Source organism: Kitasatospora sp. NPDC004531 (assembly GCF_053602195.1).
Genome location: NZ_JBSGDD010000008.1, coordinates 1 through 14,257, shown reverse-complemented (window position 1 = coordinate 14,257; position 14,257 = coordinate 1). Strand labels below are relative to the sequence as shown.

Here is a 14,257-nt window from a genome sequence, read left to right as displayed (position 1 = left end):
AGCGTGCCGGTGGCGGCACCGGCGCTGGTGACAGTGGTCAGGCACAGCGCCACCGCCGTGGTGGCCACACCGGCGGCCTGGAACAGTCGTTCGCAGGGATAGCCCTCGCCCTTGCTGTGCGTGCTCAGCGCGTCACGGCCCCGCGTCCCATTCGGTCTGCTTCGATGCGAAACCGTGCAAGCCGCCCGTCGCATCCGACTGGACGCGGCGGGCCCCACAAGAGAGGAGGGATTTCGTGCGCCGCGTCGCTGCTGTGATTCTCGGAGCCGTCGCCTTCGCCGTGGTCACCACCCCCGCGCAGGCCGACAGCTTCTACGGGACCACCTCCTCGGTGGACGAACTGAACCTGGACGGCGACCGCACCCAGTGGCAGTTCAACACCACCTCGACGGTGGCCCACGGTCAGGCCTTCGGGAGCATCGACCTCCTGGGCAACGGCAGCGACCAGTAGCACCGGCCGGAACAGGGCGGGCGGCGTCCGGCCGACTGCTGGTCAGGCCTGCGGCGAAGGCGCGGGGCCTGTCCGTGGTCCGGGTGTCGGCAGGACGCGCCAGCCCGGCTCCAGCGGTAGCAGGTGGCCGGTGATCGACCGGAGGTCGCTCCCGACGGCGGCGCGGGCGAGCAGGGCCGGCAGGTGCCGGGCGGCGTAGCGCCGGTGGGCGGCGGTGTCGGACCACAGCGTCGCGACCAGGTAGCGGTCCGCCTCAAGCCGGGCGACTGTCCCGGCCAGCATGCCCCCGGCCGCCGCCATGCCCGGTGCCCACACGGTGCGCTGGACGTCGAGGAAGTGCTCCGTGCGGTCGGGCAGCAGTCGGCAGTCGGCGACCCGCAGCAGGGCGGCGCGTTCGAGCGCGTGCGGCAAGTCGCTTGCGTCCCCGGGCATTTCGAGGACGGTCTCCCCGGCGGCGACGTCGATACCCGTGTAGGTGTCGCCCTGCCGGTTGCCGGCGATCACGGCGTCGTGCCGCTCACGCACGAAGCGTCGGTGGGCCGCCGCGTCGGCCCACAACCCCAGCACCTGGGCGCGCCCGGTGGCCGGATCCCAGCCACCCACCTGCCCGACCAGGCCCGGCTGGTCACCGATCGCCGACCAGGCGCCCTGCGCAGCGGAGAACCGCTCCCGCGCGGCCACCGGCACCGTGCAACCGATCCACTTGCCCCACACGCGCAGCCCGCCTCCCAGCCCTGCCGGATCGCCGCCGAACCGACCACCCCCCACATGATCGGCCGCCGCCCCCGGCCCACGTCAATCGGCCCACGGACCCGCCCGACCGGGACCATCGACGTACGGCCGGACGATGCCGCAACCGGGACGGGAACACCTGACGACGACGGTCGTCCCGACGAACGGGCAGGTGGGGATGGGGAGTTGTGCCCATCCATGAGTCGTCTTCAATTCCGGGAGGTACGGCGCGCCGTGGGTCGGACACGCGTGGGTCCGCGGCGGGGCGGCGGCCGGTCGTGGGTGCCGGCCCGCGCGATACTCGGTGCGGCGTACGACACCGCGGGCCACTTGCCGCCGCTGTTCCGCACCCCGTTGCCTGCGCGAAGTCGCGGATCTGATGGCCGAGTTCAGGGTGTCCGTGCTCGGGTCGGGTCGCCGTCCGAGTACCGAGGCCCGGTGGGGGCGGGTGGATTTTCGCGAACCGTCGGCCCGTCCGGACGGGGAAGGCCTAACCTCTCGTCAGGCAACGGACGGGAGTTGGGGAATGACGCCCGGTGACGGGAACCCGCAGGGCAGTGGTTCGACGGCGGAGGCCGGGCAGGGCGACGCGGGCTGTCTCGCGGTGCTCGCCGGGATGGCCGTGCTCGGCGGCGCCCTCCAGCTCGCGGGCTGGGCCTGGGCACACCCGCTGGCCGCGGCAGCCTGGGCGACGGGGGCCGCCGTCGCCGTCGCGGGCCTGCGACAGGTGCTTCGGCGTACGGGCCTCGACCGGTCGCTTCGCCGGTTCGTCCAGCCGCTGTGGGGTCTCGTGCGTACGGGCGTCTCCGTACGGCTCAGTCTGGCCCGCACCGCCGCCGTCGCGGCCGTCACCGACCGGATCGAACAGTGGGCCCACCGCCCGCTGGGCCCGGCGGCACCGGTCGAGCCCGCAGCGTCCTATGTGCGGCGGCCGCCCGGATACACCTTGGAGGCGTTCCAGGAGGCCTCGCCGCTCCGGTTCGAGGAGATGTGCCGCGAACTGCTGGAACGGGACGGATTCGGCGACGCGCAGCGGGTCGGCGGAGCCGGGGACGTCGGGGCCGACGTCATCGCCGAGGACCACCTCCGACGGCGGGTGGTGCTGCAGTGCAAGCGGTTCGCGACGGCGGTGAGGTCGGAGCACGTGCAGCAGTTCAACGGCACGGCCCGGCCGGTGCACGGTGCGGCCGTTCCGGTCGTCGTCGCGCTCAACGGGTTCACGGCCCCGGCCGTCGAGTTCGCCAATCGGCAGTGCCTGCACCTGGTCGATCGCGAGCGCCTCGGCCGGTGGGGAGCCGGGCAGCACCTGTACGACGTCCTGGAGATCGACCGCAGCCCGGCGTGAGGACGGGCTACCGCTCGGACGGCTCGTGCGGTCGGTCGCACTCGTCGTGCAGCAGGTGCTGTTGCCGAAGGCGTCGGAGCGCGGCGACCGGGAACTCGAACCGGGCCCACCGGGCCTTGTAGCCGGCTTCGCCGTGCTCCCGCAGCACTGCCCGGGCCGCCTCGACCACGGCGTGCACGAGTCCGCTGCGTGGTTGGACCGAGTGCCAGGTGAGGGCGCCGTCGGTGTCGGGGCGGTCGTAGCTGCGGTAGATGTCGGGGAATTGGCGGATCGAGATGTCGACATCCGTTCCGTCGCCACGAAGGACCCATCGGATTTCGGCGGGTTCGAGGTCGAAGGAGATCCGCTCGACCGGTTCCGGACGGTACCGGCCCGCCAGCCCGCCGAGCAGGTCGGCGAGCGCGTCGGTGCAGTAACTGCCCGCGAACTTCGCCTCGGTGGCGCCGTCCGAGATCCGGCAGCTCGCCCAGCCGCTGCCGCTGAGCTGCCACTCGAACCCGATCCGATCCGCCATCACGCCCCCCTTTGGCTGTTCCGGTTCGAACGGTATCGCGGCGACGAGTGCTGCCGAGGCGCCGGGGCCACCGATGAGGCCGGCGGCTCGGCGGATTGGTGGTGTTCGGCTCTGGCTTCGGGGCCGGGCGGCTCCATAACATGAGCACTCCTCGCATTTTGATCCCTTGCTGCTTCCTGGAAGGACCACCCATGACGGACCGTCACGACCTGCCGCCCGGCTTTCGCTGGGGCGTGTCCACCGCCGCGTACCAGATCGAGGGAGCGGTCGACGAGGGCGGGCGGGGGCGGTCGGTGTGGGACGTCTTCTGCGAGCGGCCCGGCGCGGTGAAGAACGGCGACAGCGGGCGGGTGGCGTGCGACCACTACCACCGTTGGGGCGAGGACGTGGAGTTGATGCGCGCCCTGGGCCTCGACGGGTACCGCTTCTCGATCGCGTGGTCGAGGATCCAGCCGGACGGACGCGGCCCGGCGAACCCGGCCGGGCTGGACTTCTACGAGCGGCTGACCGACGGACTGCTGGCCGCCGGGATCACCCCGCTGCCGACCCTGTTCCACTGGGACCTGCCGCAAGCACTGGAGGACGAGGGCGGCTGGATGCAACGGGAAACCGCTTTCCGGTTCGCCGAGTACGCGGCCATCGTGGCCGACCGGCTGGCGGACCGGGTGCCGGCCTGGATCACCCTCAACGAGCCGTTCGTGCACCTGGTGTTCGGCTACGCGCTGGGGATCCACGCCCCCGGACACAGCCTGATGCTGGACGCGCTGCCCGCCGCCCACCACCAACTGCTCGCCCACGGACTGGCCGCCGCCGAACTGCGCTCGCGCGGCCGCGACGTCCTGATCGCCAACAACCTGACACCCGTCCGCGCCGCGAGCGGAGCCCCGCAGGACCTGGCGGCCGCCGACGCCTACGACGCCCTGCACAACCGGCTGTTCATGGACCCGCTGCTGCTCGGCCGCTACCCGGACCTGTCCGCGTACGGGGTCGGCGAGGACCTGCACGGCTCCGTCCGCGACGGCGACCTGGAGCTGATCGCCGGGCCCGGCCTCGACGGCCTCGGCGTCAACTACTACAACCCGACCCGGATCGCCGCCCCCACCGACCCCGGCCTCCCGTTCACCCAGGCACCGATCGAGGGCGTCCCGCACACCCACTTCGGCTGGCCCGTCGTCCCCGCCGGCCTGCACGAACTGCTCCTCGCCCTCCGCGAACGCTACGGCGCCGCGCTCCCCCCGATCACCGTCACCGAGAACGGCTGCTCCACCGACGACACCCTCGACGACACCCCCCGCATCGACTACCTCGCCACCCACCTCGACGCCCTCGCCCGCGCCGCCGCCGACGGCATCGACCTCCGCGGCTACTACACCTGGTCCCTCCTCGACAACTTCGAATGGGCCGAGGGCTACAGCCAACGCTTCGGCCTGGTCCACGTCGACTTCGCAACCCAGCAGCGCACCCCCAAGGCCTCCTACACCTGGTACCGCGACCTGATCGCCGCCCACCGCGCCCGCCACCCCCGGTAGCCGGGAAGGAGCGGGGCTTCCCGGTCGGCGGCGGGGCAGGTCGCCACCCGCGTACTGTGGTGCCCGGCCAGGGGGTGGGAGGGAGGGGAGCCGATGCTCAGGGTGCCGGTGGAGATGTTCCGGTTCGCGACGGGGGACCGGGCCGAGCTGTACGGGGCGATCCTGCAGGCATTCGGCGCAGCCAACGAGCGGCTGGAGACGGCGCTCGGGCTGGACGACGTCCGGGGCAGGCTGCGCGCGGTGGGATGGCTCGACGCCATCGACGACGACGAGCTGCAGGACGCCCTGCGCCGGCTGCGGGCCTGGGAGTTGCTCGACGTCGTGCAGAACCACGCGGAGAACTACCGCACCGCCGAGGAGTACGAGCGCCGCAACCTCCAGTACTCGCTGACCCGGCGCGGCGAGGCCGCCCTCGCGGGCGTGGAGCACGCCCTGTCCGTGCTCGCCGCCACCGGCGCGCTGCAGACCGCCGTCCTGGAAGCCGTCGCCGACCGGCTCGACGAGCTGTACCTGCTGCTCGCCGAGCCCGCGTCCTCGGACCGCCGGGTCTTCACCACGCTCCAGGCACTCGAAGGCCACCTGGAGGCGCTGCTGGCCAACACCAAGGCGTTCAACGGCGAGTTGCAGCGCCTGCTGCGCGCCGAGGGCGCGGACCTCGCGACGTTCCGGGAGGTCAAGGCCGCGACGGTGGCGTACCTCCAGGAGTTCCTGCGCAACCTCGACCAGCGCGGCCAAGCGATCGCCTCGGCCGTCCGGCGCGTCGAGCAGCACGGCGTTGACCTGCTGCACCAACGGGCGCTGCGCGGCGCCGAGTTGCCGCCCGCCCCGGACAGCGACCCCGGGCCGGCCTGGCTGGAACGGCGACGGGCACGCTGGGAGGGCCTGCGCGCGTGGTTCCTGCCCGCCGACGGTTCCCGACCCCGCGTGGAGCAACTGCACGACGTCGCCCGGCGCGCCATCGTGACCCTCCTGCAAGTACTGGACCGGATCACCGAGTCACGCCGCCGATCCTCCAGCGCGGCCCAGGACTTCCGGGTACTGGCCCGCTGGTTCGCCGCCGCGCCCACCGAGGACGACCTGCACCGACTGTGGTCGGCCGCGTTCGGCCTCGGCCCCTCCCGCCACGCCCATCTCGCCCACCCCGACCCCGAGTTGGTGCCCCCGGCGCACAGCTGGGCCGAAGCCCCGCCGGTCCGGGTGTCCACCCTGCTGCGCACCAGCGGACGCACCGAACGGTTCACCCGCACCGGCCGGGTCCGCGACATCGCCGCCGTCAAGGCCGCCCGGGCCGAACTCGCCCGCAAGGAACGCGCCGAACTCGAAGCCGCCTGGGACGTCCTGAGCACCGACGGCCCCGTCCGGCTGTCGGCCTTCGGCCGACTGGACGACGCCGTCTTCGAGCGGCTGCTCGACCTGCTCGGCCGGGCGCTCGCCGTCCGCCCGGACCACGACGGGACACGCCGCACCGTCACCTCCGACGGCCGCGTCGAAATCGTCCTGCGCCCCGGCGACGGAGCGACCGCCGTCCTGCGCACCACCCGCGGACAACTCGAAGGCCCCGACTACCTGGTGGAGATCCGCACCCCCGGCAACAGGCAGGCGCACCCATGAGCACCCTCGCCAACCAACTGGTGCTGGCCGAACGGGAGGACGTCGCCCGCGGCATCCGACTGCTCCTCGGCCGGCCACTGATCACCGAACGCGGCGACCCGTCCGCCTTCGCCCTGATCCGCCGCCGCCAGGACCCGCTGACGAAATGGTTCGACTACCACTGCGGCTGGCAACTCGTGGTGGAACCCCGCCTCGGATACGTGCGGCTGCTGAAGATCCGCACCACCCCCGACGCCTCCCGCCCCGCCCGCCGACTGCGCTCCGGCCGGGCGCCGTTCGACCGCCGCCGGTACACACTGCTCTGCGTCGCCGCCGCCGAACTGCTGCCCGCCTCCGTCACCACCGTCGGCCTGCTCGCCGACCGCGTCGTCCAGGCCTGCGCCACCGACGAGGCACTGCCGCCGTTCGACACCGCGAGCAGACCCGAACGCATGGCCTTCGTGGACGTCCTCAAACTGCTGGAATCCCTCGGCGCACTCCTCACCATGGACGGCGTCACCGACAGCTTCACCGACTCCGCCGACGCCAAGGTGCTCTACCGGGTCGACGCCACCGTCCTGATGCGCCTGCTCGCCGCACCCGTCGGCCCCTCCCGACTGGCCGTCCCCACCGGCGAGACACCGCTGCGCTTCGCGGAACTCCTGCGCGAGACCGTGCGCGAGAACCGGTACGGCGGCGCCGACGCGTCCGACGCGCAGCGCAACCTCCGGCTGCGGCACGCGGTGCTGCGCCGCCTCTTCGACGACCCGGTGCTCCACCACGACGACCTCGCCGCCGACGAACTGGCCTACCTCGCCTCGCCGACCGGCCGCCAGGTCGTCCGGCGAGCCGCCGAACAGGGCGGCTTCGTCCTGGAGGAACGCGCCGACGGCCTGCTGCTCGTCGACCCGGACGCGATCGCCACCGACAGCCGCTTCCCCGACGACTCCGCCTCCGCCCGGGTCGCCGCACTGCTGCTGCTGGAACCGCTGACAGCCGCCCCCGGCGGGCTGACACCGGAACAGCTCACCGCCGAGGCCGGCGACCTGCTGCGCCGCTTCCCGCAATGGGCGAAGAGCTACCACTCCGAGGACGGCGCGCAACGCCTCGCCGCCGACGCCGTCCGCATCCTGACCGACTTCGGCCTCGCCCGCCCGGCCGGCGGCCGCACCGTCCCCCGGCCCGCCGCCCACCGGTACCGGGCCGTCCCCGGCCCCACCCCGTGACCAGGGAGAAGCACCCTCCGATGACCACGACGGAACCCCCGCAGGCAGCGCCCTCCGGCGTGCGCTGGCAGCCGTCCAGGGCCGGCATCCTCAACGTCTGGCGCTACTACGACGAGACCTTCACCTTCCACCAGGGCCGCCTGCTGCTGCGCGGCCAGAACGGCACCGGCAAGTCCAAAGCGCTGGAAGTCCTGCTGCCGTTCCTGTTCGACGCCAGCCTGCGCCCCAACCGGCTCTCCACCTTCGGCGGCTCCGAGCGCACCATGCACTGGAACCTGATGGGCGAGGGCACCACCGGCAAGACCCGGGTCGGCTACGTCTGGCTGGAGTTCCGGCACACCGGCGACGGCGGCCGGGCCTGGTTCACCTGCGGCGCCAGGCTCCAGGCCAGCACGCACACCACCGGCGTCCACGTCGACTTCTTCACCACCACCGCCCGGATCGACCGCCCCGGCGGCCTCGCCCTGGTCAACGACGCCGGGCAGCCGCTCACCCGGGCCGCGCTCGCCGACGCCCTCACCGGCCGCGGCGACCTGCACGCGGCCGCCGCCGACTACCGCAGCGCCGTCCGCAGCACCCTCTTCCCCGGACTCGGCGAACAGCGCTACGACGCCCTGATCACCGCCATGCTCCAACTCCGCACCCCGAAACTCTCCGAGCGCCTCGACCCCTCGCTGCTGTCCTCCCTGCTCTCCCGGGCGCTGCCGCCCCTCGGCCAGGGCGAGATCACCGAACTCGCCGAAGGCTTCGAACGACTCGACCGGCAGCGCGAACACCTCAAGGCACTCGACGAGGAAGTCGCCGCCGCCACCGCCGTCGCCACCCAGCAGCGCGGCTACGCCCAACGCGTCCTGCGCGCCGGCGCGGCCGCCCTCATCTCCGCCACCACCGACATGGACAACGCCACCCGCGACGCCCGCGCCAGCGAGGACGCCCACACCGAGGCCCTGCGCGAACGCGACCGGACCGGGCAGGCGAAGACCGAACTCGACCACACCGCACAGGAGATCGACGGCACCATCGAGGGACTGCTCGACTCGGAGATTTATCGACAGGGCCAGGAACTCGACGAACTCCGCCGCCGCACCGACCGCGCCGGCCGGGCCGCCACCCGCGCCCGCGAAGCCGCCGACCGCAAACTCCGCACCGCCGCCGAGGACACCGAACGGGCCGAGCAGGCCGAGCAACGAGCCGCCCAGCGCGCCGCGCAGACCGCCGCCGCCGCCGAGGACGCCCGGACCGCGGCCCGCCGCGCCGCCATGGAATCCCTCTGCACCGAAGTGCAGACCATGCTCGACACCACCCCCACGGACGACGCCACCGACCACGGACGCGCCGCCCGCCGCCTGGTGCGCGGCGCCATCACCGCACGGCACGGCCAGCTCGCCGACGTCCGCGCCGCCCTCGAACAGCACGAACGCGCCGCCGCCGCACGCACCACCGCCGAGGAACAACTCGACACCACCCGAGGACGACTCGCCGCCGCGACCGAACGACGCGACCGCCACGCCCGCGACCACGAGACCGCCGTCGACACCCACGCCGACCGGCTCCGCCACTGGGCCACCGAAACCTGCACCGAACTGCGCCTCGACGACCCCGACGAACTCGCCGCCCGCGCCGCCGCCGAGACCGAGGTCCTGGCCCTCGTCGACGCCGCCGCCCGCACCGCCGAAAGCGCCATCACCGCCGACGAAACCACCACCCGGGCCGCCCGGAACACCGCCCGCGCCCGGCGCGACCGCATCGCGCAGGAACTGGAACGCACCGCCACCGCCACCGAACTGCCGCCCGCGCCGCCGCACACCCGCACGGCCGACCGCACGGCCACCCCCGGAGCACCCCTGTGGAGCCTGCTCGCCTTCCACCCCGACGTACCGCCCGCCGACCAGGCCGGCCTCGAAGCCGCCCTCGAAGCAGCCGGCCTGCTGGACGCCTGGCTGACCCCCGACGGCAGCCTGACCGTCCCCGGACACGACACCCTCGCCGACCCCGCCGCCGCCGACCCCGCACCGGGCCCCACCCTGCTCGACGTGCTGCGCCCCGAACCCGACGCCCGCGCCGCCGTACCGGCCGAACAGGTCCGGCGACTGCTCGCCGGCATCGCCTACGGCCGCACCCTCCCCGCCGGACACCCCGCCGCCGTCGCCGCCGACGGCAGCTGGCGCCTCGCACCGGCCACCGGCACCTGGGCCAAACCGGAGTCCAGCCACATCGGCGCCGCCGCCCGGGAACGGGCCAGGACACGCCGGGCCGCCGAACTGACCGGCCAACTGGAGGAGGCCACCGAGACCGTCGCCGCGCTCGACGCCGACCTCCGCGCCCTCGCCGACCGCCGCTCGCGGCTCGGCGCCGACCTCCGCTCCCGACCCGCGCACCGCGAAGTACTCCAGGCCAAGCACGCCCGGGACCGCTCGGAATCCGAGGTGGGCGCCCGCCAGGACGCCGTACGGGAAGCCGTCGAACGGCTCGCCCAGCAGGAGAACACGGCCGCCGCCGCCCGGCGCGCCCTCGCGGTCGCCGCCGCCGAACACGCCCTGCCCGCCGAACGCGCCGCCCTGGACAACACCGCCGCCGCCGTCGACACACTGCGCGAACAGGCCGACGTCTGGCTGGACGCGCACCTGGAGCGGGCGGCCGTCCGACAGGCCCGGGACACCGCGCGCGAACAGGCCGAGGCATCGAAGGCCGCCGCCGAGGAGACCGTCGCCGACGCCGAGGAGGCCGAGGCCACCGCCCGCGGCCTGCGCGCCACCCTCACCGCGGTCGAAAGCACCGTCGGCGAGGACTACCGGCAGGTCGCCGCCCGGATCGGCGACCTGCGGCAGGTGCTGCGCCGCACCCGCGACGAGATCGAGAACGCCACCAAGGCACTCATCGCCCTCGAAGGCCGGATCGGCTCGCTCGGCGCGACCATGACCCAGGACGCCACCCGCCGCGACACCGCCGCAGCCGCCCGCAACCGGGCCGCCCAGCGCTTCCGCCGCCTGTGCGCCCTCGGATTCCCCGAGGACGCCGGCACCACCCTCGCCCTCGGCACCGACGACGGTGCCCGCGCCACCCTGGAAGCCGCCCGCGACACCGCCGCCCGATGGCCGAACCTGCCGCACAGCACCCGCAACCTCGGCGACGCCCTCAACCGCCTCTCCGAAGCCGTCCACCGCGCACGCCAGAGCCTCAGCACCCGCGCCGACCTCGAACTCGAAGCCGACGAGGACATCCACGTCTTCGTCGCCTCGATCGACGGCGCCCGCACCGGCGCGGCCGGCCTGCTCGCCGCCCTCACCGCCGAGCGCGACCGCAGCCGGAACGACATCACCACCGCCGAACGGAACCTCTTCGACCAGACCCTCACCGGCGACACCCGCCGCCACCTCGCCTCCCGGATCCGCCAGGCCGGCGAACTCGTGGAGCGGATGAACGGCCACCTCGAACGGGTCCGCACCGCCTCCAAGGTCGCGGTCCGCCTGGTCTGGCAGATCCACCCCGACCTGCCCGCAGGCACCAGGACGGCCCGCGAACTCCTGCTCAAGGACCCGGCCAGGATCACCGAAGCCGACCGCGAGGCCCTGCACGCCTTCTTCCGCGGCCGCATCGAGGAGGCCAAGACTCGCAACACCGCCGCCACCTGGGAGGAACAGCTCGCCGAAGTCCTCGACTACACCGCCTGGCACCAGTTCGTCGTCAAGCTGGACCGCGCCAACGGCACCGGCTGGCAGCTGCTCACCAAGAAACTCCACGGCGCACTCTCCGGCGGCGAGAAGGCCATCGCCCTGCACCTCCCGCTCTTCGCCGCCGTGGCCGCCCACTACGAGGCGGTGCCGGCCTCGCCCAGGCTGATCCTCCTCGACGAGGTCTTCGTCGGCGTCGACACCGTCAACCGCGGCCAGGTCTTCGGACTCCTCGCCGCCCTCGACCTCGACCTGGTGCTCACCTCCGACCACGAGTGGTGCACCTACCGCGAACTCCCCGGCATCGCCGTCCACCAGCTGATCACCGGCGCTGACGGCGACGACGCCGTCACCAGCGCGCGCTTCGTCTGGACGGGTGCGGAGCTGCTGACCGACAACTCCGTTGTGGAGGCTGGAGTATGACGGCACGGCACCTTCTTGACGTCCCGGCACTCGGGCCGCTGTGGTCGGCCGTGCACGAACGCCTGTCCACCGGCCGGCCCGTCAGCCGCGTGCGGATCGGCCCGCTGGACGAGGCCGGCCAGGAAGCCCTCGCCGACCTCCTCGGCCTCGACCGGCTCCCCGGCGTCGCACCGACCGTCCCGCTCGCCCGGCTCGAAGCCGCCGTGGCCGACGCCTGCGGCCAGTCCGTGCGGGACGTGGCCGCCGCCGTCCTCGGCCCGATCCGCGACCGGGCCGCCGAACGCGAACAGGAATCGACCCGACGCGCGGCCCTGTGGGAGTGGCTCGCCCACCACCACGTGGTCACCGCCGAACCCGCCCTCACCGAATGGGCCGCCCACCTCCGCGCCAACGGCCTGGTCGACGGCTCGCTCGACCGCACCCGGAGCCTGCTGACCTCCACACTGACCGTCCTCGCGGCACTCCCGTTCGACGGCGAACCACTGCCCGTCCTCGCCGCACGCCTCCTCGACGGCGACTCCCACGCCCTCGACGACGGAACCCGGCTGTCCTCCACCGTGCTGCGCGCCCTGGCAACGCTGTACGGCGTCGACATGCCGGACGGCGCCCAGGAACGGCGCTCGCTCTGGAACCGCGCCGGGGCCGCCGACGACGAACTCTCCAGCACCGTCCTCGCCGTCGGACTCCGCCTCCACGGAGACGGCCCCGTCGCCCGGATCTCCCGGATCAGCGCCGACGCCGGCCACCCCGTCAGCCTCACCCTCGCCCAACTCCACACCCCCGGCGAACTCGCCGTACCCGCCGCCCCCGTGCACGTCACCGAGAACCCGAGCGTGCTCGCCCTCGCCCTGCGCCGCTTCGGCCGCCACTGCCCGCCGCTCGTCTGCACCTCCGGCTGGCCCAACACCGCGGTCATCCACCTGCTGCGCCGCCTCGCGACGTCCGGCGCCACCCTGCGCCACCACGGTGACTTCGACGGCGAGGGCATCCGGATCGCCGCCCACGTCCTGGCCAGAACCGGGGCCACCCCCTGGCGGATGGCCGCCGAGGACTACCGCCCGGCCGCCGCCCGCATCGCCGCCGGCCCCGCACTCGGACGCCTCACCCCCGCGCCCTGGTCCCCGGCGCTCACCACCGCGATGGCCGAGCTGCGCACTGCCGTGGTCGAGGAGGTGGTCGCCGACGTGCTGCTGGCGGACCTGGAGGCGCACGCGCGCTGATGGCTTGAGGGCCCCGCGATTGGGGCCGAACGGCCCCAGACAGGGGAGCGGTGGCGAACCTACGGTGGCGTTACCTACGGCACCGTAGGTTTGTTCGTCGATCGAGAGTTGGACCCGTGAGCAGCACCTTCTCCCCGGCCCGGTGGACCGATGCCCGACTTCTGCAGGCTCTGGAGGAGGTGGTCGAGCGCGAGCTCAACCGCCACCTGCGGGTGTTCAAGGAGTGGATGCCGCACGAGTACGTGCCCTGGAGCCGCGGCCGGGACTTCGACGGGCCGCTGGGCGGGGAGCCGTGGTCGGTCGAGCAGTCGCCGCTGACCGAGGTGGGCCGGGTCTCGCTGGTGGTGAACCTGCTGACCGAGGACAACCTGCCCAGCTACCACCACGAGATCGCGACCCTGTTCGGCCGGGACGGCGCCTGGGGCACCTGGGTGCACCAGTGGACCAGCGAAGAGGCACGGCACTCGATGGTGCTGCGCGACTACCTCCTCGCCTCCCGCGCCGTCGACCCGGTGGAACTGGAGCGGGCCCGGATGACCCACATGCAGAACGGCTTCGTCTCCGACAACCGGCACTCGCCGCTGCACACGGTCGCCTACGTCGCCTTCCAGGAGCTGGCCACCCGGATCTCGCACCGCAACACCGGCCACGCCTCCGGAGACCCGGTCTGCGACCGGATGCTGGCCCAGGTCGCCAACGACGAGAACCTGCACATGATCTTCTACCGGAACCTGTTGAAGGCCTCGTTCGAACTCGCCCCCGACCAGGCGATGCAGGCCGTCAACGAGGTGGTGACGAACTTCCGCATGCCCGGCCACGGCATGCCCGGCTTCGAGCGCGCCGCCGCGCGGATCGCCATCGACGGCGTCTACAACCTGCGCGTCCACCTCGACGACGTACTGATGCCGGTCCTGCGCAACCTCAAGGTGATGGACATGGGCGGCCTCGGCCCCGAAGGCCTCCGGGCCCAGATGGAACTGGGCCTGATGCTCGACGGCCTGGCCGCCCAGGCGACCCGCTTCGACGAACGGCAGGCCGCGATCCGCGCCCGGCGGGCCGCAACCAGGGCCTGACAGGTCGGGCCCGCAGCCCCCGCCAGCACGCGCCGGCGGGGCTGCGGGGTTCGGGCTGCCTGGAGGTTTGTCTCGGGCGCGGAGTTGGAGTACTGTTCACCAGTCGCTCGGCTGGGAGCACCGGACACGTGTCTACGCGGACGGTCCCGGGGCGGCCAATCCCTTGAGAACCACTCAGTTGATCCATGACGGGTCGCGTCCTTTTCGCGTCTCCGTTCGTATTTGCTGTGCGCGTTTTCGGAGATTGCGGCGGATTCGCTTTTCGGAGCGGGGATCGGCTAGAGTTTGAAACGTCGGACGGGCCGTCAGGCCGGGAAGGCGAACAGCAAGTCGGATCGAAACTCCGGAAAACGGAGCGGAAAACATCTGATAAGCTGGAAACACGAAAGAACGAAGCGCCCGGAGGGCTGGTCGGAAGGCCGCTCGAAGGAAGTGTCCGTTCCTTGAGAACTCAACAGCGTGCCAAAAGTCAACGCCAGATAT

The 14,257-nt window shown here is 73.1% G+C and carries 10 protein-coding genes; 8 read left to right on the top strand and 2 right to left on the bottom strand.

Going from position 1 to position 14,257, the window contains the following annotated elements; genetic code table 11:
* The first annotated feature begins 235 nt into the window (after window positions 1–235).
* On the top strand, window positions 236–451 hold the full coding sequence (locus ACWEMJ_RS05955) for a hypothetical protein (RefSeq protein ID WP_452135733.1): 216 nt from the start codon (window positions 236–238) through the stop codon (window positions 449–451).
* 42 nt (window positions 452–493) lie between these two features.
* On the opposite strand, the gene ACWEMJ_RS05950 is transcribed toward ACWEMJ_RS05955, so the two are convergent.
* Window positions 494–1,165: a DUF4937 domain-containing protein gene (locus ACWEMJ_RS05950; protein ID WP_452135732.1), complete on the bottom strand. Its 672-nt coding sequence runs from the start codon at window positions 1,163–1,165 to the stop codon at window positions 494–496.
* Between the two features lie 544 nt (window positions 1,166–1,709).
* Here ACWEMJ_RS05950 and ACWEMJ_RS05945 point away from each other — a divergent pair.
* A complete protein-coding gene (locus tag ACWEMJ_RS05945) occupies window positions 1,710–2,528 on the top strand; it encodes a restriction endonuclease (protein WP_452135731.1) in 819 nt (272 codons plus the stop codon).
* Between the two features lie 7 nt (window positions 2,529–2,535).
* On the opposite strand, the gene ACWEMJ_RS05940 is transcribed toward ACWEMJ_RS05945, so the two are convergent.
* Entirely contained in the window at window positions 2,536–3,042 is a 507-nt protein-coding gene (locus tag ACWEMJ_RS05940) for a hypothetical protein (RefSeq protein ID WP_452135730.1), read from the bottom strand.
* A 191-nt stretch (window positions 3,043–3,233) separates the two neighbouring features.
* On the opposite strand from ACWEMJ_RS05940, the gene ACWEMJ_RS05935 reads away from it, so the two are divergent.
* The 6 genes from ACWEMJ_RS05935 to ACWEMJ_RS05910 all read left to right on the top strand — a co-directional run bounded on the left by ACWEMJ_RS05935 (window position 3,234) and on the right by ACWEMJ_RS05910 (window position 13,774).
* Window positions 3,234–4,571 (top strand): GH1 family beta-glucosidase, encoded by a 1,338-nt coding sequence (locus ACWEMJ_RS05935; protein ID WP_452135729.1) that lies wholly within the window; start codon window positions 3,234–3,236, stop codon window positions 4,569–4,571.
* Window positions 4,572–4,664: 93 nt separating this feature from the next.
* On the top strand, window positions 4,665–6,182 hold the full coding sequence (locus ACWEMJ_RS05930) for a TIGR02677 family protein (protein ID WP_452135728.1): 1,518 nt from the start codon (window positions 4,665–4,667) through the stop codon (window positions 6,180–6,182).
* Window positions 6,179–7,387, top strand: coding sequence for a TIGR02678 family protein (locus ACWEMJ_RS05925; protein WP_452135727.1), 1,209 nt, complete (start codon window positions 6,179–6,181; stop codon window positions 7,385–7,387). Before ACWEMJ_RS05930 ends, ACWEMJ_RS05925 begins: the two co-directional genes overlap by 4 nt.
* Before the next feature lie 20 nt (window positions 7,388–7,407).
* Window positions 7,408–11,481, top strand: a complete 4,074-nt coding sequence (locus ACWEMJ_RS05920; RefSeq protein ID WP_452135726.1) for a TIGR02680 family protein — start codon at window positions 7,408–7,410, stop codon at window positions 11,479–11,481.
* Complete coding sequence (locus ACWEMJ_RS05915; RefSeq protein ID WP_452135725.1) at window positions 11,478–12,701, top strand: TIGR02679 family protein; 1,224 nt, start codon at window positions 11,478–11,480, stop codon at window positions 12,699–12,701. Before ACWEMJ_RS05920 ends, ACWEMJ_RS05915 begins: the two co-directional genes overlap by 4 nt.
* Before the next feature lie 116 nt (window positions 12,702–12,817).
* Window positions 12,818–13,774 carry an acyl-ACP desaturase gene (locus ACWEMJ_RS05910; RefSeq protein ID WP_452135724.1) on the top strand — a complete coding sequence of 319 codons (957 nt, stop codon included), beginning with the start codon at window positions 12,818–12,820 and terminating at the stop codon, window positions 13,772–13,774.
* Window positions 13,775–14,257 lie beyond the last annotated feature (483 nt).

Bases quoted from the DNA above. Each gene is read 5' to 3' on its own strand.
- ACWEMJ_RS05945 (WP_452135731.1), top strand. From the start codon at position 1,710: ATGACGCCCGGTGACGGGAACCCGCAGGGCAGTGGTTCGACGGCGGAG.
- ACWEMJ_RS05940 (WP_452135730.1), bottom strand. From the start codon at position 3,042: ATGGCGGATCGGATCGGGTTCGAGTGGCAGCTCAGCGGCAGCGGCTGG.
- ACWEMJ_RS05935 (WP_452135729.1), top strand. From the start codon at position 3,234: ATGACGGACCGTCACGACCTGCCGCCCGGCTTTCGCTGGGGCGTGTCC.
- ACWEMJ_RS05930 (WP_452135728.1), top strand. From the start codon at position 4,665: ATGCTCAGGGTGCCGGTGGAGATGTTCCGGTTCGCGACGGGGGACCGG.
- ACWEMJ_RS05925 (WP_452135727.1), top strand. From the start codon at position 6,179: ATGAGCACCCTCGCCAACCAACTGGTGCTGGCCGAACGGGAGGACGTC.
- ACWEMJ_RS05920 (WP_452135726.1), top strand. From the start codon at position 7,408: ATGACCACGACGGAACCCCCGCAGGCAGCGCCCTCCGGCGTGCGCTGG.
- ACWEMJ_RS05915 (WP_452135725.1), top strand. From the start codon at position 11,478: ATGACGGCACGGCACCTTCTTGACGTCCCGGCACTCGGGCCGCTGTGG.